The organism is Providencia sp. UF-183 (assembly GCF_058246155.1).
This window is the reverse complement of record NZ_JBSICD010000029.1, coordinates 1-23,630: the sequence shown is the minus strand read 5'-3', so window position 1 is coordinate 23,630 and position 23,630 is coordinate 1. Positions and strand designations below refer to the sequence as shown.

Annotated in this window: 20 protein-coding genes and 1 tRNA gene; 8 read left to right on the top strand and 13 right to left on the bottom strand. The window is 43.3% G+C overall.

Features of this window, described 5'->3' with window-relative positions:
* Window positions 1-23: 23 nt before the first annotated feature.
* The 5 genes from leuS to AC4IFT_RS20290 all read right to left on the bottom strand — a co-directional run bounded on the left by leuS (window position 24) and on the right by AC4IFT_RS20290 (window position 6,108).
* Window positions 24-2,606, bottom strand: coding sequence for a leucine--tRNA ligase (gene leuS / locus AC4IFT_RS20310; protein WP_490752563.1), 2,583 nt, complete (start codon window positions 2,604-2,606; stop codon window positions 24-26).
* Window positions 2,607-2,954: 348 nt separating this feature from the next.
* Window positions 2,955-3,680, bottom strand: coding sequence for an amino acid ABC transporter ATP-binding protein (locus tag AC4IFT_RS20305; protein WP_490736535.1), 726 nt, complete (start codon window positions 3,678-3,680; stop codon window positions 2,955-2,957).
* Window positions 3,677-4,354 carry a glutamate/aspartate ABC transporter permease GltK gene (gene gltK / locus AC4IFT_RS20300; protein WP_206085472.1) on the bottom strand — a complete coding sequence of 226 codons (678 nt, stop codon included), beginning with the start codon at window positions 4,352-4,354 and terminating at the stop codon, window positions 3,677-3,679. The genes AC4IFT_RS20305 and gltK overlap by 4 nt, the downstream gene beginning before the upstream one ends.
* Before the next feature lie 4 nt (window positions 4,355-4,358).
* Window positions 4,359-5,099: an amino acid ABC transporter permease gene (locus AC4IFT_RS20295; protein ID WP_219244330.1), complete on the bottom strand. Its 741-nt coding sequence runs from the start codon at window positions 5,097-5,099 to the stop codon at window positions 4,359-4,361.
* A 115-nt stretch (window positions 5,100-5,214) separates the two neighbouring features.
* Window positions 5,215-6,108, bottom strand: a complete 894-nt coding sequence (locus AC4IFT_RS20290; RefSeq protein WP_353243848.1) for an amino acid ABC transporter substrate-binding protein — start codon at window positions 6,106-6,108, stop codon at window positions 5,215-5,217.
* 654 nt (window positions 6,109-6,762) lie between these two features.
* Here AC4IFT_RS20290 and AC4IFT_RS20285 point away from each other — a divergent pair.
* The 5 genes from AC4IFT_RS20285 to AC4IFT_RS20265 all read left to right on the top strand — a co-directional run bounded on the left by AC4IFT_RS20285 (window position 6,763) and on the right by AC4IFT_RS20265 (window position 11,406).
* Entirely contained in the window at window positions 6,763-7,104 is a 342-nt protein-coding gene (locus AC4IFT_RS20285) for a metal resistance protein (RefSeq protein ID WP_490736537.1), read from the top strand.
* Between the two features lie 48 nt (window positions 7,105-7,152).
* On the top strand, window positions 7,153-9,234 hold the full coding sequence (locus AC4IFT_RS20280) for a protein-disulfide reductase DsbD family protein (protein WP_490752538.1): 2,082 nt from the start codon (window positions 7,153-7,155) through the stop codon (window positions 9,232-9,234).
* Window positions 9,231-9,962 carry a DsbA family protein gene (locus AC4IFT_RS20275; protein WP_490736541.1) on the top strand — a complete coding sequence of 244 codons (732 nt, stop codon included), beginning with the start codon at window positions 9,231-9,233 and terminating at the stop codon, window positions 9,960-9,962. Before AC4IFT_RS20280 ends, AC4IFT_RS20275 begins: the two co-directional genes overlap by 4 nt.
* A gap of 301 nt (window positions 9,963-10,263) precedes the next feature.
* The gene (locus AC4IFT_RS20270) at window positions 10,264-10,764 is read left to right on the top strand and encodes a protein disulfide oxidoreductase (protein ID WP_490736543.1); all 501 of its coding nucleotides are present in this window, start codon (window positions 10,264-10,266) and stop codon (window positions 10,762-10,764) included.
* Between the two features lie 111 nt (window positions 10,765-10,875).
* Window positions 10,876-11,406 carry a protein K gene (locus AC4IFT_RS20265; RefSeq protein ID WP_490736545.1) on the top strand — a complete coding sequence of 177 codons (531 nt, stop codon included), beginning with the start codon at window positions 10,876-10,878 and terminating at the stop codon, window positions 11,404-11,406.
* 46 nt (window positions 11,407-11,452) lie between these two features.
* Here the strand turns inward: AC4IFT_RS20265 and AC4IFT_RS20260 are convergent, their stop codons facing one another.
* Window positions 11,453-12,166: an NUDIX hydrolase gene (locus AC4IFT_RS20260; RefSeq protein WP_490752537.1), complete on the bottom strand. Its 714-nt coding sequence runs from the start codon at window positions 12,164-12,166 to the stop codon at window positions 11,453-11,455.
* A gap of 151 nt (window positions 12,167-12,317) precedes the next feature.
* Between AC4IFT_RS20260 and AC4IFT_RS20255 the strand changes: the two genes are divergently transcribed.
* Entirely contained in the window at window positions 12,318-13,337 is a 1,020-nt protein-coding gene (locus AC4IFT_RS20255; protein WP_273827577.1) for an SPFH domain-containing protein, read from the top strand.
* On the top strand, window positions 13,337-14,260 hold the full coding sequence (locus AC4IFT_RS20250) for a diacylglycerol kinase catalytic domain-containing protein (protein ID WP_490752561.1): 924 nt from the start codon (window positions 13,337-13,339) through the stop codon (window positions 14,258-14,260). The genes AC4IFT_RS20255 and AC4IFT_RS20250 overlap by 1 nt, the downstream gene beginning before the upstream one ends.
* 55 nt (window positions 14,261-14,315) lie before the next feature.
* Here the strand turns inward: AC4IFT_RS20250 and lnt are convergent, their stop codons facing one another.
* The 5 genes from lnt to miaB all read right to left on the bottom strand — a co-directional run bounded on the left by lnt (window position 14,316) and on the right by miaB (window position 20,106).
* The gene (gene lnt, locus AC4IFT_RS20245; protein ID WP_490752536.1) at window positions 14,316-15,848 is read right to left on the bottom strand and encodes an apolipoprotein N-acyltransferase; all 1,533 of its coding nucleotides are present in this window, start codon (window positions 15,846-15,848) and stop codon (window positions 14,316-14,318) included.
* Window positions 15,848-16,732: a CNNM family magnesium/cobalt transport protein CorC gene (gene corC / locus AC4IFT_RS20240; RefSeq protein ID WP_219249496.1), complete on the bottom strand. Its 885-nt coding sequence runs from the start codon at window positions 16,730-16,732 to the stop codon at window positions 15,848-15,850. Before corC ends, lnt begins: the two co-directional genes overlap by 1 nt.
* Window positions 16,733-17,115: 383 nt before the next feature.
* Window positions 17,116-17,583, bottom strand: a complete 468-nt coding sequence (gene ybeY, locus AC4IFT_RS20235) for an rRNA maturation RNase YbeY (protein ID WP_219244320.1) — start codon at window positions 17,581-17,583, stop codon at window positions 17,116-17,118.
* Window positions 17,584-18,582, bottom strand: a complete 999-nt coding sequence (locus tag AC4IFT_RS20230; protein ID WP_490736570.1) for a PhoH family protein — start codon at window positions 18,580-18,582, stop codon at window positions 17,584-17,586. It abuts the gene before it with no gap.
* 93 nt (window positions 18,583-18,675) lie between these two features.
* Window positions 18,676-20,106, bottom strand: coding sequence for a tRNA (N6-isopentenyl adenosine(37)-C2)-methylthiotransferase MiaB (miaB, locus tag AC4IFT_RS20225; protein WP_490736554.1), 1,431 nt, complete (start codon window positions 20,104-20,106; stop codon window positions 18,676-18,678).
* A 322-nt stretch (window positions 20,107-20,428) separates the two neighbouring features.
* On the opposite strand from miaB, the gene ubiF reads away from it, so the two are divergent.
* Window positions 20,429-21,616, top strand: a complete 1,188-nt coding sequence (ubiF, locus tag AC4IFT_RS20220; protein WP_490752534.1) for a 3-demethoxyubiquinol 3-hydroxylase — start codon at window positions 20,429-20,431, stop codon at window positions 21,614-21,616.
* A 63-nt stretch (window positions 21,617-21,679) separates the two neighbouring features.
* Here the strand turns inward: ubiF and AC4IFT_RS20215 are convergent, their stop codons facing one another.
* Together AC4IFT_RS20215 and AC4IFT_RS20210 are read right to left on the bottom strand one after the other, a co-directional pair.
* Window positions 21,680-23,035 carry a dicarboxylate/amino acid:cation symporter gene (locus AC4IFT_RS20215; protein ID WP_490736558.1) on the bottom strand — a complete coding sequence of 452 codons (1,356 nt, stop codon included), beginning with the start codon at window positions 23,033-23,035 and terminating at the stop codon, window positions 21,680-21,682.
* Window positions 23,036-23,555: 520 nt separating this feature from the next.
* A tRNA-Gln gene (locus AC4IFT_RS20210) sits at window positions 23,556-23,630 on the bottom strand.

The window sequence follows — 23,630 nt, the reverse complement described above, 5'->3', positions numbered from 1 at the left end:
CCTTATCAGCCAACAACCTAATATCAACCTACAACAAGGTTCAGCAATTTGCCTGGTACATAGATTACTTTGCGAATACTCACTTCTTCAAGGTATTTCGCGACGCTTGACTCTTTTTGAGCCATATCTAAAACAAATTCCTGATTTGCATCAGCTGGTACGGTAATACGCCCGCGGACTTTACCATTGACCTGAACGACAACCAATTTGGTGTCATCAATCATGGCTTTTTCATCAGCGATAGGCCAGTTTGCAAAATCAACGTCTTCTTGATGACCCAGCGCTTTCCACATCTCGAAGCAAACGTGTGGAATAATAGGGTTAAGCATCAAGGTAATCGCTTCAAGAGACTCTTGCACTAATGCGCGGTCTTGCTCGCTTTCTTGTGGTGCACGAACCAATTTGTTCATGAATTCCATGATAGCAGCGATAGCAGTGTTGAATGCATAACGGCGACCCACGTCATCGGTGACTTTTGCGATAGTTTTGTGTAAGTCACGGCGTAAATCTTTTTGTTCAGGGGTTAATGCATTGATATCTAAAGGTGAAACTGCACCTTTTTGTGTGTGTTCATGCACTAAACGCCAGACGCGGCGAACGAAGCGGTTAGCCCCTTCAACGCTCGACTCTTGCCACTCAAGGGTTAACTCAGGTGGTGCAGCGAACATCATAAACAGGCGAACAGTATCAGCACCGTATTTTTCGACCATTAATTGCGGGTCAATACCGTTGTTTTTCGACTTAGACATTTTGCTCATACCGGTATAAACCAGTTCATGGCCTTCGGCATCTACGGCTTTAACAATACGGTTTTTATCATCACGTTCAACAATCGCTTCTGCTGGAGAAACCCAAACACGTTGGCCGTCACTTCCGGTGTAATAGAACGCATCAGCTAATACCATGCCTTGGCACAGTAGGCGTTTAGCGGGTTCATCGGAGTTTACTAAGCCTGCATCACGCATCAGTTTGTGGAAGAAGCGGAAATACATTAAGTGCATGATAGCGTGTTCGATACCACCGATATATTGGTCAACAGGTAACCAATAGTTTGCCGCGGTTGGGTCTAACATGCCTTCATCGTGTTGTGGGCAAGTATAACGTGCGTAGTACCAAGACGATTCCATAAAGGTATCGAAGGTATCAGTTTCACGCAGCGCTGGCTGGCCATCAATGGTGATTTTTGCCCACTCAGGATCCGCTTTAATCGGGCTGGTGATACCATTCATCACAACGTCTTCAGGTAAAATGACCGGCAGTTGATCTTCAGGAACAGGAACGACAGTGCCATCTTCCAATGTTGCCATTGGGATTGGTGCGCCCCAGTAACGTTGACGAGAAACGCCCCAGTCGCGTAAGCGATAATTCACTTTGCGTTGGCCAGCACCCAAAGCAACCAGTTTGTCAGAAATCGCATTAAAGCCAGCTTCGTGATCTAAGCCACTAAATTCACCTGAGTTAATCAGGGAATTTTTCTCTGTCATGGCTTCTTCAGATAAATCAGGTTCGTTACCTTCTGCATCCGCAATGACTGCTTTGATTGGCAGGTTGTATTTATGAGCAAATTCCCAGTCACGTTGATCGTGAGCAGGAACCGCCATGACCGCACCGGTGCCGTATTCCATTAACACGAAGTTAGCGACCCAAATCGGTAATTTTTCTTGGGTTAATGGATGGATAACGTATAAACCTGTCGCCATGCCTTTTTTATCCATGGTCGCCATATCCGCTTCCGCGGTTTTGGTGTTACGGCATTCATCGATAAATTGCGTTAATTCAGCATTGTTTGCAGCCGCTTCTTTGGCTAATGGATGGCCAGCAGCAACAGCGACATAAGTCGCACCCATAAAGGTATCTGGACGGGTGGTGTAAACGGTTAAGGTTTCAGCACGATCCGCGACGTTAAAGGTAATTTCAGTTCCTTCAGAGCGGCCAATCCAGTTACGTTGCATGGTTTTAACTTGCTCAGGCCAATCTTCTAATTTATCCAGATCGTTGAGCAGCTCTTCTGCGTAATCGGTGATTTTAATAAACCACTGTGGGATTTCTTTACGTTCAACTGGGGTATCGCAACGCCAGCAGCAGCCATCAACCACTTGCTCGTTCGCCAGAACGGTTAAGTCATGTGGGCACCAGTTAACCGCTGAAGTTTTTTTATACACTAAGCCTTTTTCATATAACTTAGTGAAGAACCATTGTTCCCAACGGTAATATTCAGGGGTACAAGTGGTAACTTCGCGATCCCAATCATAACCAAAGCCCAACATTTTCAGTTGGCCTTTCATGTAATCAATATTGGCGTATGTCCAAGGTGCAGGTGCAGTGTTGTTTTTAACCGCAGCGCCTTCAGCGGGTAGACCAAACGCATCCCAACCAATCGGCTGAAGAACGTTTTTCCCCAACATGCGTTGGTAACGGGAAATCACGTCACCTATGGTGTAGTTACGTACGTGGCCCATGTGTAGTCGACCAGAAGGGTAAGGTAGCATGGACAGGCAGTAGTATTTCTCTTTGCTGTTGTCTTCAGTCACTTTGAAAGTTGCTTTTTCATCCCAGTGACGCTGTACTTTAGGCTCTATATCTTCTGGACGATATTGTTCTTGCATGGCACCGATAATCCTATGGTGAATAAAGGCTACATCTGTAGCGTGAATGTCTTTCTTAATTAAGATCCGCATAGCATAGCGGATCCTCACCGAAAACAACAATAGTTGATTAGCTGAACCTACGGGGGAAGCTGGATATTGCTTTTCGGGGAACGGAGTCAGAATATTTTACTCTGATAACCAAACAACTTAACTAAAAAGTCAGGCAAATGGTAGTGGTTTCTTGAACTATTTCAAATTCAGCGAGTTGTTGGGGATTTTTATTCGCGGATAATCGCAATTTAGTGTGTGAATCGGCGTGAAATTGCAATCTGGAGAGGCGGGAGCCAAATGGCTCCCTATCAAAAATTAATGCAGAATTTTCGCTAAGAAATCTTTGGCGCGGTCAGATTGTGGGTTAGCAAAGAAATCTTCTTTTTTGCTGTCTTCAACAATCTTACCTTCATCCATAAAGATCACGCGGTTGGCCACTTTTTTGGCGAAGCCCATTTCGTGCGTAACCACCATCATGGTCATGCCCTCATTGGCGAGTTCCACCATAACATCAAGCACTTCGTTGATCATTTCAGGGTCAAGTGCAGATGTTGGTTCATCAAACAGCATCGCAATTGGGTCCATACAAAGCGCGCGAGCGATAGCGACACGTTGCTGCTGACCACCTGAAAGCTGTGCTGGGAACTTATTGGCATGGCTGGATAAGCCAACACGCTCCAACAGTTTCAATGCTTTTGCTTCCGCGGCTTTTTTATCACGGTTAAGCACTTTGACTTGCGCCAGTGTTAAGTTTTCAATAATGGATAAATGTGGGAATAATTCAAAGTGTTGGAATACCATTCCTACTTTAGAACGCAGTTTTGCAAGGTCTGTTTTTTTGCTATTGACCTGAATATCATTCACAAAAATCTCACCCTGCTGAATAGGTTCCAAACCATTCACTGTTTTTATTAATGTGGATTTACCCGAACCAGATGGCCCGCAAACTACCACAACTTCGCCTTTTTTAACTTCAGTTGTGCAGTCTGTCAGCACCTGAAATTGGCCATACCATTTAGAGACATTTTTCAGGGTAATCATGAAACAGTCCTTTTCTTAAGATAATTCACTAACATTGAAGCGCCAAAACTGATAATAAAGTACACCAGACCTGCAAACAGTACCATCTCTACCTGCGTGCCATCTCGCTCACCAATGTTGGTGGCGGTACGGAAGAAGTCGGTTAAACTCAGGACATACACAAGGGATGAATCCTGGAATAACACAATGCCTTGCGTTAATAACAGCGGCACCATCGCTTTAAACGCTTGTGGTAGCACGACGAGTCTCATCGTTTGCATTTGAGTCATGCCTAGCGCTAATGCGGCAGAGGCTTGACCTCGGGAAATACTTTGAATACCTGCCCGAATGATTTCAGAGTAATAAGCCGCTTCAAAAAGAGAGAAGGCTATCATTGCTGAAATCAAACGAATATCATTTTTTGGTGATAAGCCTAGAACATTTTGCAATAAGCTAGGAACGATTAAATAGAACCATAACAAGACCATAACCAGTGGAATCGAGCGGAATGTATTAACATACAGCGCAGCGAACCAGCTAATTGGCTTGAAAGTCGATAAACGCATGACTGCTAATACGGTTCCCCATAAAATCCCAACCACAATAGCGGTTAATGTGATTTTAGCTGTCACAATAAAGCCATCAATTAAGAAGGGCATGCTTGGGGCTATTGAGCTCCAATCAAAATCATAAATCATCTTATCGCCCTCCTAATGTGCCAGGTAAGCGAACTTTGCGCTCTAATAGCGTCATCAAAATCATAATGACGACGTTAATACCTACATAAGCTAATGTAATTGCAGTGAATGATTCCCATGCGTGAGCTGAATAATCGAGCAGCTTACCCGCTTGCGCCGCCATATCAACTAAGCCGATGGTGGAGGCAATGGCGGAGTTTTTCACCAAGTTCAACATTTCTGAGGTCATTGGTGGCAAAATCACGCGATACGCATTTGGCAATAGCACGTAGCGATAGGTTTGTGGCAAGGTTAGCCCCATGGCTAACGCCGCACTTTTTTGTCCTCTAGGCAGAGATTGGATTGCGGCGCGTACTTGTTCGGTCATACGTGCTGCTGTAAATAACCCAAGGCATAACATTGAGGAAATAAAAAATTGGTAGTTAGGATCTAACTCCATTTTAAACCAATCACCAATTGAGCGCGGAAGCAGCTCAGGGATCACTAAATACCATGTGAAGAATTGCACGATGAGTGGTACGTTACGGAATAATTCCACGTAAGCGGTACCTAAAAAGGCTAAAAAGCGATTAGGAACTGTACGTAAAATACCGAAGAATGAACCAACTAAGAATGCGATAATCCATGCGCAAATAGAAAGTGTGACAGTGACTTCTAGGCCAGATATTAACCACCCTAAATAGGTGGTATTCCCAAACGGGGCTTCCTGAAGGAAAATCCCCCAATTCCAATTAATTGACATAATTTTGACTTCCTGTGGGCAATTAGATTGTCCCGAATACTGCGAAGAGTAAGCAAGGCGGGGAACGACCGCCTTGCAACCCTTACTTCCAGTAACACCCTGTTTGTCTTTTTTATTAGTTTAGTGCTTTGTCATTTGGCGCTTTAAACAGTGCTTTCATTTCATCGGACAAAGTAAATTTCAGATTCAGATTTTTTGGTGGGATAGGTTGGTTAAACCAACGGTCAAAGGATTTTTCAGCTTTGCCTGAGGTTTGTGCAGTTGCGATAGTTTCATCGACCAGCGCTTTGAATTGCGGGTCATCTTTGCGCAACATACAGCCATAGGCTTCTTCAGTTTGTGGCTTACCAACGATTTCCCAAATTTCAGGTTTTTTCGCTTTCGCACGTTCACCGGCTAACAATGCATCGTCCATCATAAAGGCAACGGCACGGCCTGACTCTAAAGTACGGAATGAATCACCATGGTCTTTGGCGCTGATAATGCGCATTTTCATGTTCTTTTCGTCATTTAATTGATTTAACAGGATTTCAGATGTTGTACCTGAGGTCACAACAACGTTTTTCCCTGCTAAGTCAGCAAAATCTTTGACGCCAGAATCGCCCTTAGTGAGTAAGCGCGTACCGACGACGAAAATCGTGTTGGAGAACGCTGCTTGTTTTTGTCTTTCGACGTTATTGGTGGTTGAACCACATTCGAAGTCAAAGGTGCCATTTTGCAGCAATGGAATACGGTTTTGCGAGGTAATTGGGATTAACTTCACTTGCAGATCAGGCATGTTCAATTTTTTCTTCACTGCATCAACGATTTCGTTTGAATAGTCCTGTGAGTAGCCAACGACTTTTTGGTTATTGTCATAATAAGAAAATGGCACGGAGGACTCACGGTGACCTACAACAATCACACCGTTGTCTTTGATTTTTTTCAGAGTACCGTTTAGCTCGTCTGCTTGAACTGCGCAGGTTGCACCTAAAATCATCATCGATAATACAAGCTTACTTATACGCATAATTACAGCTCCTTTAGAACATCGGTGTAAACCCGCCATATTTCAAAGGTTCCCTGTCATGGGACGAGGTCACACTTGAATGACGTTGGCTTTGTTGTGTTGTGTTTGCTGATGTATCGAGGATTTTGATAACACCACGATCATCGGCTGTATGTTTTATTATTGTTAAAAAGTAATTAAATTTGTTAATTAATGAAAATGGATTGTTTCAATTTCGGGAGCTATCTCGCATATTATTTGGTGCATTCTTGAATCAGCGCACTAATATGATGAATAACGACTAAAAATTGCTTAAAACTGATAGTCGTGCACTGTCTGGGTGCAAACTATCGCCACTTTCATTCCTGCATAAGATGTAGCAATTTCTGTGCCGAGTTTTAGAGATAGGTAAATTTTTGTTTATCAAAAAGGGAAATGTATTTGTAAAGTTAGATGATGCTACTTGTATGGAATGTTTTGCTGTGTAAGATGTAACCTCTATTTAACTTATAGATGGCATAGCGGTTTTAGTCAAAGTTCGATTTTTATCGATATTGTTGCTAAAGTTGTTTAATTGGTGTTATTTCAGGAAGATATACCGAGAAACGCATGAGCAGGCATTTAAAATTAGGTAAAGGATTAGTGATATTCGCCTGTCTGATGGTGTTGGTTTGCATGAACCAGCGAGCCGTTGGAGAGCGTTTATTTGCCAATTTTTTTGTGCCAAATGTTTTAGTACAAGCACAAAATAATGCGGGTTCTAACCTTTCTTATATAGATAAATCTCAATTAGAACAGAGTGATAACAGTGCGCATCTTTCCAGTTGCGAGCTTAGTGCAAAATCATTAATGACTATGCTACCTGCTGTTATTGAACCTTTTTTCTTTATGTTCCTTGCTTTAGCTGCATTAATGGTATTTTGCACTAATCTATTTATATCTAGAGCAAACAATGAAGAAAAACATGCCCCTCCAAGAGTCAGACGACACTTACAGTTTTGTAATCTTCGGAATTAGCGCACAACGAACTTCAATTCGTTTGTGTAATTTATTCTGGAGGAAACAATGCGTTTTTTAATTAATTCATTTTTGATTTTATTTGCTCTATTTTCCAGCAGCTTACAGGCTGCGGATACGGGGTGGCTGCAACCTGCAAAAACTGGGTGGATGAGTGATAACACCCCAATGCATGCACAAGTGCGTTTACTAAGCTCGACTCAACAGGACGATGGCAAAATTGATATTTTGCTGGATGTGAAACTTGATGAGGGTTGGAAAACATACTGGCGCTCGCCGGGAGAGGGGGGCGTTGCACCTGAGATTGTTTGGTCGAGTCCTGTTGAAACAACAGATTGGAAATGGCCTGCGCCGGGGCGTTTTGATGTGGCAGGGGTATCAACCCAAGGCTATATGGGGGATATTGTTTTCCCTATTACAGTCACTAGTTCAGACAAACTCGATAAACTATCGGGTGTGTTAACACTGTCGACCTGTAGCAATGTCTGTATTTTAACGGATTACCCTTTCGAACTCGATTTAACCGAGCCAGCGCCTGCTGATTTTACGTGGGCCTTTAACCAAGCCAAAGGCGCCGTACCACCTACGAGTGGCTTAGTCGAGCAAGCCAAAGCGGGTTTTGCGGATGAAAAACTGGTTATTGAGCTGCAAAAAAATTCAGATAGTGCATGGATTAAACCCAATATTTTCACTGATGTAGTCGATGGCGCTGTTTTAGGTGTGCCAGTGATCAAAACATCAGGGAACAGTCTTACTGCAATTATAGATGTAAGTGATGACTGGGGGGATGCATCGCCTAACTTAACAGGCAAAACCGTATCATTTGTGGTCACCGACGGTGATATTTCCCAGCAAATAAGCAGTGAAGTAACACCATTTACTGGTTCAATTAGCCAAAATGGTGGGGGCAGTGCAATTTCGTTGTGGCAAGTGGTATTGTTTGCGGTGGTTGGCGGGTTAATTCTTAACTTAATGCCGTGTGTGCTTCCTGTGCTGGCAATGAAGCTAGGCTCCGTGCTGATGGTGCCACAAGGTGAGCAAAAGACCATTCGCCGCCAGTTTTTACTCTCTTCTTCTGGGATCTTAGTCTCCTTCTGGTTACTCGCCCTGTTGATGACCCTGTTACGTGTTGGCCAGCAAGCCGTTGGCTGGGGAATTCAATTCCAAAATCCGTGGTTTATTGGCTTTATGGTGTTAGTTACCGCGTTGTTTACGGCGAATTTATTCGGTTTATTCGAAATCAACCTCGGCAGTAAAGCGAACACACGCCTTGCGACAGCAGGTGGCCATGGTAACAGTGGGCATTTCTGGCAAGGGGTATTTGCTACCTTATTAGCGACACCGTGTTCTGCACCATTTTTGGGCACCGCAGTGGCTTTTGCCCTTGCCGCACCAATGAGTGAATTATGGTTAATTTTCACTGCACTGGGCGTTGGGATGAGCTTACCTTGGTTGTTGATTGCCGCTTTCCCAGCTATTGCGAAATTACTTCCGAAACCTGGCACATGGATGCTGAAATTGCGCGCTGTGCTTGGTCTGATGATGTTGGTGTCTAGCCTTTGGTTAATTAGCTTATTAATTCCCCATTTTGGTGCAACATATTCTACCGCGATTGCACTCGCATTCTTGGTTTTATTGGTGGTATTTATTGCTATCAAAAAAGGGATAAAAGCAGCTATTTTTCCTTTGGTGTTATTTGCACTGTTTGCGGGCGCTTTTGTTTGGATGACCCAAGGGCAGCAGGCTGGAAGCCGTTCATTAGTGAAAGATACCGTAAATTGGCAACCGTTGACTGAGCAGGCCATCACCGATGCGCTAGCGCAAAACAAGCGCGTCTTTATTGATGTCACTGCAGAGTGGTGCGTGACCTGTAAGGCGAACAAATATAATGTATTGTTAAGAGATGATATTCAGCAGCTGTTAGGTGAGCCGGATGTTGTCGCATTGCGGGGAGATTGGACGAAACCGTCTCCTGAAATCACTGCATTCTTGCAAAAACGTGGGCAAGTCGCAGTTCCGTTTAATCAGATTTATGGCCCTAACTTGGCCGACGGCGAGGTGCTGTCAACAATACTTGACCGTGAATCGTTAATCTCAGTTATGAATCAGGCCAAAGGAGCCACAAAATGAAAAAAACAATTTTAGCCGTTCTGTTCTCATCACTTATGATGGGTGCAACAGCACAAGCCGCCCCATTAACGGCAGATCAAGAAGCGCAAGTGCGTAAGTTAGTGCGTGATACCTTAGTTGAAAACCCAGAAATTCTAGAAGAAGCTATTGTCGCACTGCAAGCAAAGCAAGGCGAGAAACAACAAGCACAGATGAAAGAAACGTTAAAAGCAGAGAAAGATGCCTTATTTAACGACCCAACAAGCCCGCGCATAGGTAAAAAAGATGCCAAATTGGTGTTAGTTAACTTTACCGATTTTAACTGCCCATATTGCAAACGTTTTGACCCGCAACTGATGGATATCGTGAAAAAATACCCAGATGACGTAGCGGTAGTGATCAAGTATTTACCATTTAAAGGCCAAACATCATTAGATTCAGCACAACTGACGATGACTCTCTGGCAAGAAGACCCGAAAGCATTCGAAGCGCTGCATCATAAATTTATGCAAAAGCAAGGCATGTTGTCAGATGCTAATATCAAAGACGCACTCAAAGCAACGGGTAATGACAAGCTAAAAGCGAGTGAGAAAAGCCGTGAAGGCATCCGCACAAACATGATGTTAGCGGAAAAACTTGGGGTGAATGGAACGCCAGCAACGCTGGTGGGCGATGAGATGATCCCAGGGGCTATTGATGCTCAGCAGTTTGAGGCGGTGGTGAAGGAGCAGTTGGCCAAGCTCAAATAGTCCTCCTCGTTATCCTCGTCATAGTTCGCGCTGTGGCGTTGTTGGCTATCCTCGTCATACTTCGTGCTGTGGCGTTGTTGGCTTCGTTTACTAACCCTAGTCACATACTTATGTATGCTCCTAGGGCTTAGTTTCACTTGCCGGCTAGCCACAACCCGAATTATTTAGAGGATAAGCTTGAGGGAAAAGCATTAGGAAACAATTATTTTTTCTAAATAGCAAAGCATTAATTTCGATTAAATGCTTCGGTTTCCTATACATTAAATTTGAGCTGTTTGAAAACTAAGTGGTTAATAACCTTATGAATAGACTGAAAAAGTGGTCTAAAGAAATTATTGTTTTGGCAATTATTTTATTTATTGCTTTTACAGTGATGGACTTGTGGCGCAAACCACAAACCCTTGCGCCCATATTATTAGAGCAACACACTTTAGTTAATGGTGAAACCGTTTCATTGGCAGAGCTAAGCAAGGAAAAACCGATATTGGTTTATTTCTGGGCAACATGGTGTGGGGTCTGCAATTTAACTTCGCCAACGGTATCCGATTTAAGTCAATCAGGCATGCCGATTATCTCCGTTGCAATACGTTCGGGGGAAACACCGCGTTTAATCAATGGAATGGCAAAGAAAGAACTCACCTTCCCTGTCATCAACGACATCAACGGACAGCTTTCTAATGCCGTGGGAGTCAGTGCAACGCCAACATTTATGGTGATTGATAACGGTGAGTTAGTCAGCTTTACCTCGGGCTGGACGAGCTCTTATGGCTTAAAAATGCGCATGTGGTTGGCATCATTCTAATATTTTCATTGTCCCCTTTAGATTGAAAAAGGGGACTTTTCTGCCTATAAGCCATACATATCATTATGGTAGACTCATTCAGCTATATAAATAATAAAATAGGTGAATGGGATGGTTATGTTTAAAAAAGTGGTTGGATTACTGTTAGGGGCTGTATTAATCGCGGGATGTTCCCCTGATGTGGAAGAGAAAAAACCGGTTGAACAAACATCTGGAACGACTGCGAATTCAGAATTAAAACAACGCTATGATGAGATAAAAGCCAATTCAACGGAAGAGAAAATTAATGCATTTAACGCCAAAGGGGACGATGACCCAACGTTATTACGTGATGTTTTCTTGACTGAAATGGCAAAAGCATTGCCGATGTTGATTGACGACGTCACATTATTGACGGAAGTTACCGCTAACCAAAATGGTATGTTGTTTTACCAATACACCATCAAGGGCATTCCTGATGATGTTCTAGAAGGTAAGAGCTGGCAGCAAAATATGCGTGAAATCTTAAATAAAAACTATTGTGGTAAAGATGCAGGTATGAAAATGCTGCATGAAATGTTCCCTGAAGGGATCACGCACAATTACCATAAGTCAGATAAATTGGTTTTCACCTACATAGTGACCCCTGCTATTTGCCACTAATCTTTTTTATAGCGCCTGATAATGTTTTTATCAGGCGTATCAATAGCTAAAATTCTAAATTGCGAATAAACCGGTAATCAGCTGATTGAGACTTTAGACGATATAAATTAGCAGGACGACCCCGTTCATGGCGCTTTTCACCAGTATCAATCAATAAATCGGCTTGCTCCAAACGTCGCCGAAAAGATTTATTTTGCAAAGGCTTACCAATCAAAACCTCATGTACGTGTTGTAACTCTGCCAAGGTAAATACATCTGGCAGGGCAAAACCCGGCACAATGGAGTACAGGGATTTTTGTGTTAAACGTGCTCTGGCTTGTTGGTAAAGTTCAAGGTGATCGAATGCGAGGGGGCGCTGCTCAATCTCATCAATCGCCACCCATTTGACGGAATCTACCGTTTCAATATGCGCTTCGCAGGCTTGGTAAGCGATCAACGCGGTATAACACACCGTCACTGACCAACCGCGCGGATCGCGTTGGTGGTTGCCGACTGTACAAAGTTGCTCAATATAAGGGGGGATCACGCCTGTTTTTTCTTTTAGTTTGCGTAACACCGTCTCTTCTAAGGTTTGATCATTTTGCTCATCAATAAATCCCCCCGGTAAGCCCCATTTCCCTTTTTCGGGGAAACTTGCTCGTTCAACCAGTAATACCTTCAACGTGTTTTCATGGTAAGTAAACAAAACGGCATCGACAGTGAGTAAAGGCGATAAGTAATCTTTTCTGTCATAGCTAGCAAGAAACTCTTTTTTATTCATATTGTTACCACTCAACGTTAAAGATGAAGTATAGGGATAAATCATACACGCAAAAAAAGTTATTGTCATTAAGACATTTAATGCTTGACTTGTTTATGTCTATAAGACAATAATTAATTAAAGTCACAAAGACATTAATGAGGGTTCCACTATGATTAACTTTAAATATTTCAAAGCAGACTCATCCACTTTTGTTATTCAATCAGTGAATGGAAAGGTACGTAAGCAAGGCAAAGGGATCAGTTTTTGGTATAACGCAGACAAAACATCGATTGCCGCTTTGCCACTGAATGCACAAGAGGCACCGTTTATATTTAATCTGCAAACCGCTGATTTTCAAAGCTTACGAGTACAGGGGCAAATCTCATTTCAAGTCAAAGAGCCAGAGAAAACGGCTGATGTGTTAAATTTTAACTTAACCAAAGACGGGAAAGGTTATTCATCCGAAGACCCGTTAAAAATGAGTGACAGAGTGGTGCGAGCGGCGCAAACCGTGATCCAAGCGAAAATACAAAGCACATCATTACGTGATGCATTATTAATTAGTCGTTCATTAGTTACGTTGGTTTCCCAGCAGCTAGCAGAACAGTCGGTTATCAATTCATTAGGGATAGATATTCTTGAGGTCTCTATTGCGGCGATTACACCATCACCGGAAACCTTGAAAGCACTTGAAGCGCAGGCGAGGGAGTCCATTCTAAAAGAGGCGGATGATGCGATTTACGCAAGGCGCAAATTCTCTGTTGAGCAAGAAAGGACGATCAAAGAGGCCGAATTAGAAACTGATCTTTCCGTCCAAGCGAAAGAGCAGCAAATCGAAGAGGCGCGGTTAGACAATGAACGTCGATTATTACGTGAACGCGCTGAAATCGAACAAGAAGAGCTAACCGCGCAAGTGAATGCCGAAGAGAAACGCCAAGAATTGGTGGCGCTCAGTGTTGGGAATCAACGTATTCAATCCGATGCGGATGCATATGCCATTGAATCGAAAATGAAAGCCTACAGCCAGTTACCGGTGGAGAACTTAAAAGCGTTAGCGCTGGCCAAAATGGGACCAGAACAGTTAATGGCGATGGCGTTTGAATCACTAGCACAAAATGCAGGAAAAATTGGTGAGCTTAATATCTCCCCTGATTTATTCGGCCAATTAATGAAAAAAGGGGCTAAATGATGAAAGGAATTGATGATGCGCGTTTTGTCTTGGTCATGCGTAAGACTCGTTTACAAGAGCTGATTGAACGTTTTAATACATGGCCGCAAGCCAAATTCTATTTAGAGCATAATCATGTCGAGGTTGATGATTACTTACATGAACATGATTTATATCAACGGCAATTAGTTCAAGCGGAATCTGTATTAAAATCACTAGGTCGATTTCAATTATTAGAAAGAAAATTATTACCCAGTTACCAATTTTCTAAACAAGATATTGTGGTGGTTATCGGGCAAGATGGCTTGGTTGCGAACACATTGAAGTACTTGCAAGGTCAACCTGTGATTGCCATCAACCCAGACCCTGCAAGGTGGGATGGTAAGTTGTTGCCCTTTGAAATCGGTCAATTAAGGGATGTGGTGACTCAGACATTAAAAGGGAAAATGGCACAAAAATCGGTGACTTTTGCTGAGGCGAAAACGAACGATGGGCAGTTTTTATTAGCGGTAAATGACTTATTTATTGGCCCGAAAAGCCATACATCAGCGCGGTATTTGCTTAACTGGCAAGGCGAGCAAGAGTTTCAGTCTTCGTCAGGGATCATTATTTCGACAGGTCTTGGGTCAACAGGGTGGTTTCAATCTATTTTAGCAGGCGCTCAAGCTATTACAGGCACAAAAAACCACCCGCTTGGGAATGGGTTTGCATGGGGAGAGAGCAAGTTACAGTTTAGCGTGAGAGAGCCATTCTTAAGTAAAACAACGGGTACAAAGTGGGTGTTTGGAACGATAGAGCCTAATAGCCCGTTATCACTGGAGTCTCTAATGCCTGATAACGGCGTGATTTTTTCAGATGGCATTGAAGAGGATTTTTTGCAATTTAACGCGGGGTGTATTGTGACAGTGGGGATTGCGGATATACAAGGACAACTCATTGCTTAGTTTAATATCATCAGCCTCAATAGATGCTTATTGACTATTGAGGCTGATTAATAACTCAGTGCTTACGGCGTCGGTTCATCGCAAAACCAAGCACACCAAACACAACAACCGTTCCCCACATTGGGTAGTTACTCCAACGTGCATAAGGGGTTAACCCTGTCGTAGGCGTTACTTCTGTAGCAAGTGTGGCAGTTTTGAATTGAGGAAGCATATCCTGAATAGAACCATCCGCACTAATCACCGCAGTAATACCGTTATTGGTTGAGCGTAACAGTGGGCGACCCAATTCCAAAGAACGCATCCGTGCCATCTGGAAGTGCTGCCAAGGGCCAATAGATTTTCCAAACCACGCGTCATTTGAAACAGTAAGTAAGTAGTCGCTATCAGGTTTAAAGTTATCCCTGACCTGCGTACCTAAAATAATCTCATAACAAATAGCCGCCGTTAGATGAATATTACCTACTGCTAATTGCGCTTGTTCATAATCGCCACGACTAAAACCCGACATTGGCAAGTTAAAGAACGGGGCGATAGGGCGAAGTAAATCTTCTAAAGGCACATATTCACCAAATGGCACTAAATGGTGTTTGTTATAACGGTTTTTAGACGGATATAAATACGGTTTTTTATCCCCTAATACAATGATTGTATTATAGAAAGTGTATTCACCGTCCATCGGACGTGCATCGACAATACCTGTGATTAACTGAGTGTTCGACTCTGCTAATAATTGGTCGAGGGATTTTAGCCATGTTTGGTTGTCGAGCTCAACGGAAGGCACTGCCGATTCAGGCCAAATAATCAAAGACGCTTTACCAATATAAGGGCGAGAAAGCTCCATATAGGTGTCTTTGGTTTTTTGTAAAAAGCTGGCTTCCCATTTCATCGATTGGGGAATATTGCCTTGAACCAGTGCCACTTCCATTTTTTTGTCTTCAAGGGGGGTAAACCATTGAACATTTTTGGCAATTAATGGAGCAAAAATTAAGACAGCAGCCACAGCGAGCGCGATAAAGCTGCGGCGCAGGATAGCGAGCACTAACAGACCACTGATGCTAAATAACAGCAATGTAATCATTTCTACCCCAAATACAGGGGCAAGAGCTTTCATCGGCCCATCAATTTGGCTATAACCAAATTGTAGCCATGGAAAGCCAGTTAATACCCAACCACGCAGAAATTCAGTGACTTGCCATAGAGCAGGGGCGACAAAAACTAAACGCCAAATATTGGCTTTAGGGGCAAGTTTGGCCAATAAACTGCCAAATAGGCCAGTATAAAGGGAAAGGTAAGCAGCTAATAAAATAACAATAAAGACGTTGATCGGCCCCGGCATTCCACCAAAATCAGCGATGCTGACATAAACCCAATTGACGCCACTGCCAAACAGGCCAAGCCCCCATGCAAAACCAATCGCAAAAGATTGTTTTGCATTGCGCTCTAAGGTGAGCAGCTGGAGAAATAGAATTGAGAGAAGTGCGGCAGGCCAGATGTCAAAAGGCGAAAAAGCCAGTGTTCCACTGGCTCCGAATAATAAAGCCAGAAGTAACCGCAACCACTGACTTTGATACATAGACGTTGAGTTCATTAAGTCTGTTCTTCTTCCAAAGTAGGAACTGGCGCATCGTCTGGAATTTTCACGTGAAGCAGAAGAATTCGGCGACTGTCTGCCATAGCAACTTTAAACTGATAATTATCTATTGTGATGGTTTCTCCGCGGGAAGGCAAATGACCAAAGGCTTGCATGACCAACCCACCAACGGTATCCACTTCGTCATCACTAAAATGAGTATTGAAAGCGTCATTGAAATCTTCAATCTGCGTTAATGCACGGACAGAATAAGAATGACGGCTCAACTGGCGAACATCGACGTCGTCTTGATCGTCATATTCGTCTTCAATTTCACCCACAATCAACTCTAAAATATCTTCAATGGTCACAAGACCAGAAACACCACCAAACTCATCGATAACGATAGCCATATGGTAGCGTTGGGAACGGAACTCTTTGAGTAATCGGTCTACTCGTTTACTTTCAGGGACAACAACCGCTTGGCGCAAGACTTTGTCGATACTAAAAGGCTCAGCATCTGTACGCATAAATGGCAGTAAGTCTTTTGCCATTAATAGCCCTTCAATGTGGTCTTTGTCTTCGCTGATAACAGGGAAGCGCGAGTGAGCAGAGTCAATAATGACATCCAAGCACTCATCAAGCGTTTGGTTACGTTTTAAGGTAACAATTTGGGAACGCGGGATCATAATGTCGCGCACGCGCTGATCCGCGATATCCATAACCCCTTCAAGCATTTCACGGGTATCAGGATCGATTAAATCGTTTTGTTCTGAGTCGCGGATTAATTCGACTAAATCATCACGATTTTTAGGTTCACCATGGAAAAGGTGATTTAACAGTGCAAAGAACCCTTTCTTAGGACCGGGGTTATCGCTACTCGAAGAGTTATCGTCGCTCATGGCGGTTAATTTTTTTTTCCTCAAAAAATACTCGTCATACTTCGAACCGCAGCGTTGTTGGCTGCACTCGGCTACCCGAATCACATACTTATGTATGCTCATCGGGTATCCTCGCTGGCCGCCTAGCCGCAATCCGAATTATTTAGAGTATTAAATAGTCGTTACTCGTCATATATCGAACCGCAGCGTTGTTGGCTGGCTTGTGCTATTTTGTTAAACAAAAAGTGAGCACATAAAGTATTTAGAGTGTTGGTTAGTTAATAAAAACAGCTTACTTCATTCTTTTTTAGCATAAAACCGACGGTTTATCTGCAAAATTACCGTCAGTTTTTTGTAAAATAATGCTTTCTTCGTCAAAGACACCTGAAAAAATTATAGTTAGGTCACTCTTTTTCCGCAAGATAGGGGTCTTCATAACCCAATTCTGCCAAGATTTCCGTTTCTAAACCTTCCATTTCCTCGGCTTCATCATCTTCGATATGGTCATAACCTAACAAATGCAAGCAGCCGTGAACCACCATATGTGCCCAATGTTCTTCGGCACTTTTTTGTTGTTCAATGGCTTCTTGCTCAACCACTTGGCGGCAAATAATTAAATCGCCGAGCAGGGGAAGTTCAATTTCAGGTGGCGCTTCAAAAGGAAAAGATAACACGTTGGTTGGTTTATCTTTTCCGCGATAAGTCAGGTTTAAATGGTGGCTTTCCGCTTCATCCACAATACGAATTGTAACTTCACTTTGTGCTTGAAATTTAGGTAATACAGCGGCTAACCAGCGCTCAAAAAGTGCTTCAGAAGGCAAACCTTCAGGGTTTTCACACGCAATTTGTAAATCGAGAATGACGTCACTCATTTATTGGTTTTCCTGCTTTTCCAGCTCTTTTTGCTGTTCTTTTTCTTCACGTAATTGTTGGCGACGCTTGCTATCTTGCTCTTCCCACGCTTCGTAGGCCATAACAACCTTGGCAACGACAGGGTGGCGAACCACGTCTTCACTGTGGAAGAAATTAAAGCTTAAATCATCTACGCCAGACAGCACTTCAATAGCGTGACGCAGACCTGATTTACTGCCGCGCGGTAAGTCGACTTGGGTGATATCCCCAGTCACAACCGCTTTGGAGTTAAACCCAATTCGCGTCAAAAACATTTTCATCTGTTCGATGGTGGTGTTTTGGCTTTCATCTAAAATAATAAACGCATCATTTAATGTCCGACCGCGCATATACGCCAGTGGGGCCACTTCAATAACGTTGCGCTCAATCAGTTTTTCAACCTTTTCAAAGCCTAACATTTCAAACAGGGCATCATAAAGCGGGCGTAAATACGGGTCGACTTTCTGGCTTAAATCTCCGGGTAAGAAACCGAGCTTTTCACCCGCTTCAACCGCTGGGCGCGTAAGCAGAATGCGGCGAACCTCTTGGCGTTCTAAGGCATCGACCGCGGCAGCGACCGCTAAATAGGTTTTCCCCGTTCCCGCAGGGCCAATACCAAAGGTAATATCATGATCCAAAATATTGGCAATGTATTGCGCTTGGTTTGGTGTGCGAGGTTTTATCACGCCACGTTTGGTTTTGATATTCACCGCCTTGCCGTAGTCTGGAACGCTTTCGGCGGATTGCTCTAAAACGCGACTATCCAAAATGGCTAAGTGAATGTTTTCAGGGTCGATATCAGGAATAACACCGCGCACAGGCGCGGTATCGACATACAGTTGACGCAAAATTTTGCTTGCCGCTTGAACATTCAGCGGCTTACCCGATAACTTAAAGCGGTTATCACGGCGATTAATTTCGATAGCAAGGCGGCGTTCTAGCTGCTTGATATTATCGTCAAATGGCCCGCAGAGGCTCATTAAACGTTGGTTATCTGCGGGTTCTAGAAAGATTTCTTGTGTTGCGATTTGCAAATTTTTTGTCTCAGTCACTGAATATCCTATGGTTGTGGCTTAGGGTTGAAAACGACCAACACCTAGCTCATCTTCTTTACGGGTACGTGCAATAACAGACGCTGGCGATTCATGAACGCGAAGACCCATTTGATCTTCTGTACGAATGACTTTACCGCGTAATGAGTTGGTATAGACATCCACAATTTCAACATCCACAAATTTACCGATCATATCCGGGGTACCTTCAAAATTTACCACGCGGTTATTTTCGGTACGACCAGAAAGCTCCATCACGTTTTTACGGGATGTTCCTTCAACTAAAATACGTTGAACGGTGCCCACCATTTGGCGGCTGAAGCTCAATGCCTGCTGATTAATACGTTGTTGCAGTAAGTATAGACGCTGTTTTTTCTCATCTTCAGTAACATCGTCAGGTAAATCTGCCGCTGGCGTACCTGGGCGTGCTGAATAGACAAAGCTGTAGCTCATGTCAAAATTGACGTCTGCAATCAGTTTCATGGTTCTTTCAAAATCATCAGTCGTTTCACCCGGGAAACCAACAATAAAGTCAGAACTGATCAGAATACCCGGACGCGCTTCGCGCAGTTTGCGAATAATGGCTTTATATTCGAGTGCAGTGTGAGCGCGTTTCATCATTGTCAGAACGCGGTCAGAACCACTTTGTACAGGCAGGTGCAAGAAGCTGACTAATTCAGGCGTATCACGGTAAACTTCGATGATATCGTCAGTAAATTCAATTGGGTGGCTAGTGGTAAAGCGAACACGGTCGATACCATCAATAGCGGCGACTAAACGCAGTAATTCTGCAAATGAGCAAATTTCGCCGTCAAAAGTTTCACCGCGATAAGCATTAACGTTCTGACCCAGCAAGTTAACTTCACGTACGCCTTGTGCGGCTAACTGTGCGATTTCAAATAAGATATCGTCACAAGGGCGGCTGACTTCTTCACCACGGGTGTAAGGCACCACACAGAAAGTGCAGTATTTATTACAGCCTTCCATAATAGAAACGAATGCGGTTGGGCCTTCAGCACGCGGTTCTGGTAGGCGATCAAATTTCTCAATTTCAGGGAAGCTGATATCAATAACTGGGCTGCGAGTACCTTGTACTTGGTTGATCATTTCAGGCAGGCGGTGCAATGTCTGTGGACCAAAAACAATGTCAACACTTGGCGCACGCTGGCGGATAAAATCCCCTTCTTGGGATGCCACGCAGCCACCGACACCAATAATGATGTCAGGGTTTTTATCTTTAAAAAACTTCCAACGACCAAGCTGGTGGAAGACTTTTTCTTGGGCTTTTTCCCGAATTGAGCAGGTGTTAAGCAGGAGTAAATCTGCTTCTTCAGCAACTTCAGTTAGCTGATAACCGTGGGTGCTTTCTAATAAAGAGACCATTTTGGATGAGTCATACTCATTCATTTGGCAGCCCCACGTTTTAATGTATAACTTTTTATTCGTCGACATGTCGTATATCCGGTGTTTTCGAAGCGGCTAGTGTAATGGACCCCGAAACGCGTTGTAAATCCAAAGTCCTACCCTCTTTTGGGAACTCGTTTGCATTTTGATTAAGGACATCATTGTATGATGGAATAAATGCAAAGATAGCGAGAAATAATATCACTTCACGAAATTTAAGGGCAGGCAATTTGCCTATTGTTTTAAAAATTAGGACGTATTGTATTCATTTGGGGCTTCAGTGACTAGAGTTCAAGTGGAGATATTGTCTGCGAGGGCAATAAATTTTCGATACAATACGGCAATCAATTCGTAAATAGTGGCCAATGTGATGAATAAACAAATCGAATCTTATGATGTTGTCGTAGTCGGCGCGGGAATGACAGGCGCAGCGGCGGCATTGGGCTTTGCCCAAGAAGGGATGAAGGTGGCTTTGCTTGAAAAGGCACAACCTGCACTATTTGAGCCACACAGTACCCCAGATGTTCGCATTTCGGCGATTAGCCGTGCATCCGTCGAATTATTAAAGCAACTCGGTGCATGGCAGCATGTTGAAGCCATGCGCAGTGTTCCTTATCGCCAGTTGGAAACATGGGAGGAGCCTGAAAGCAATGTGGTGTTTGACGCCCAAAGCTTAGGTTTACCTGAGCTCGGTTTTATGGTTGAAAACCGAGTGTTACAGCTCGCTTTGTGGCAGGAATGCGAAAAATATAGCAACTTAGAGTTAGTTTGCCCTGCAAAGTTGGTGAATTTATATCAACCTAAAAACCAAAAAGAGTGGCGATTAGCGCTTGATGATAACCGCCTGTTAGAGGCGAAATTGGTTGTGGGTGCAGATGGCGCAAACTCCCAAGTGCGCAAAATGGCAGGGATCGGTAGCCGCGGCTGGCAGTATCGCCAATCTTGTATGTTGATTACCATTCAAACCGAACAACCTCAGCAAGACAAAACATGGCAGCAGTTTTTTCCCTCAGGGCCGCGTGCATTTTTACCGTTATATGATAATTGGGCTTCATTGGTTTGGTATGACAGCCCTGCAAAGATCAGGCGCTTACAGAGTATGTCCATGGAACAACTCACTGGTGCGATTTCTGAAGCGTTTCCTGAGCGCTTGGGTAAGGTGACTGCGATTGCATCAGGGGCATTCCCCTTAACGCGCCACCATGCTAACCGCTATGTGATGGATGGCTTAGCGCTGATTGGTGATGCTGCGCATACGATCAACCCGTTAGCAGGGCAAGGGGTTAATTTAGGCTACCGTGATGTAGAGAGTTTGCTGGATGTGGTGAGCTATGCGCGTGAATATTTGCAGCCTTGGTATTCAGTGGATGTTTTAAAACGCTACCAGCGCCGCCGTTTGCCTGATAATTTGGTGATGCAAGCAGGGATGGATGTATTTTATATGGCATTTAGCGAGAATCTACCCGGCTTAAAAATGTTTAGAAACCTTGGGTTGATGGCGGCTCAAAGGGCCGGTGAAGCGAAAAAACTCGCGCTAAAATATGCGCTAGGGTTATAAATAACCACCAACAATAAAAATAGGCCGCTGATTAGCGGCCTATTTGTTTATCAATCCAGCAGATTATTTATTATTTGCTAAATCAACAGGCTGAACGTTTGGCACATCTGTGTTGATACTGTCATCTTCAGTGATAACGGAGTCTAACGTTTCATTTTTCGCTGAGAATGCATGCGCTAGTTTCTCGGTGTCTAACTCTTTTTCCCAACGAGCAACCACGATACATGCACAGGCATTACCGACTAAGTTGGTTAATGCTCGACACTCTGACATGAAGCGGTCAATCCCAAGAATCAAGGCCATACCTGCAACTGGAATGCTCGGCACAACCATCAGCGTTGCGGCTAAGGTAATGAACCCTGCACCTGTTACGCCTGCGGCACCTTTTGAACTGATCATGGCAACGAGCAGCAAGGAGATTTGTTCCCAAATGGTGAGCTCAATATTGGTGGCTTGTGCGATAAACAGTGCCGCCATAGTCATATAGATGTTGGTACCATCAAGGTTGAATGAATAACCGGTTGGGATCACTAAGCCCACAACGGATTTTTCACACCCTGCGTGCTCCATTTTTCTCATTAAGCTTGGCAGTGCCGCTTCAGAAGAAGAGGTACCTAAAACTAACCACAACTCATCTTTGATGTATTTAATCAATTCAATGATTGAGAAGCCGTTATATTTCGCAACTGCGCCTAAGACTAAAATGACAAACAGGAGAGAGGTAATATAGAACGTCATTATCAGCATCATTAAGTTACCGATAGATGAAATTCCATATTTACCAATGGTAAACGCCATTGCACCGAATGCCCCGATTGGTGCGAGTTTCATTAACATCGCAACCATTTTGAAGACGGGCTCAGAGAAGTTTTGCAGTAACTTAACAATTGGCTCGCCGTGCTTGCCTGTTGCTGCTAATGCTAATCCGAAGATAACCGCAATGAACAGAACTTGAAGAATGTTACCGTTTACCAATGGGCTAATGACGGTATCAGGGATGATATTCATCAAGAAGCCAACAATAGAAGATTCGTGTGCTTTGGCAACGTAACCTGCTACCTTGGCACTATCAAGGGTTGCAGGGTCTATATTTAAGCCATCACCGGGACGAATAACGTTCGCCACGATGAGACCAATGATGAGTGCAATAGTTGAGAAGGTAATGAAATAAAGCATTGCTTTACCCGCAACGCTACCCACAGCCTTCATATTTGACATGCCTGAAATACCCGTTACCACAGTTAAGAAGATAACAGGCGCGATAATCATTTTAACGATTTTGATGAATGCATCACCAAGTGGTTTTAATGATTCTCCGATGTCTGGGAAAAAGTGGCCTAGCGCGATACCTAAGGCGATGGCTACGATGACCTGAACATATAAGATTTTATATATTGGTTGCTTTATCATGTTTCGCATAAATTTTCTCTGTAAAAATGTTGCGTTTTGGCAATTTATAATTATTAGGTTTAAAACTTTTATTTGAGTTTTTGAGAACTAATTAATGGAACGGAAGATGGGAGTGAGTTTTCTGGCGACTTAAGTGTATAAACCTTTTAGCCACCAATCATACCTAACTACAATTCGAGCGCAGATTACCACTTTCAACAGTTAAATAGAAATGATTAAAGTCACAGATTTAATAGAAAAGTTATGTAAAGGTAAATTTTATAGGTGAAATGTTGCATGGTTAACATTTTAAACGATTAAGCTACTGGTTAATTAGTAAGCGCGGGATTTAATAAAATAAAAAGTACTAATAAAGGGTGCGTTTCGACTGAAAATATGCATAAACATGCAAATAACTGTGCAAAAAAATGGGATTCAGTAAAAAAAATGGATTTATCACCTAATTTTTTAAACTTGGTTTAATTTATCAATAAAAGTGATAATCAAAATAAGAGAATTGAAAAAATTATATCAGGAAGAGAGAGAAGGATGGCTGGGGTACCAGGATTCGAACCTGGGGATGCCAGGATCAAAACCTGGTGCCTTACCGCTTGGCGATACCCCA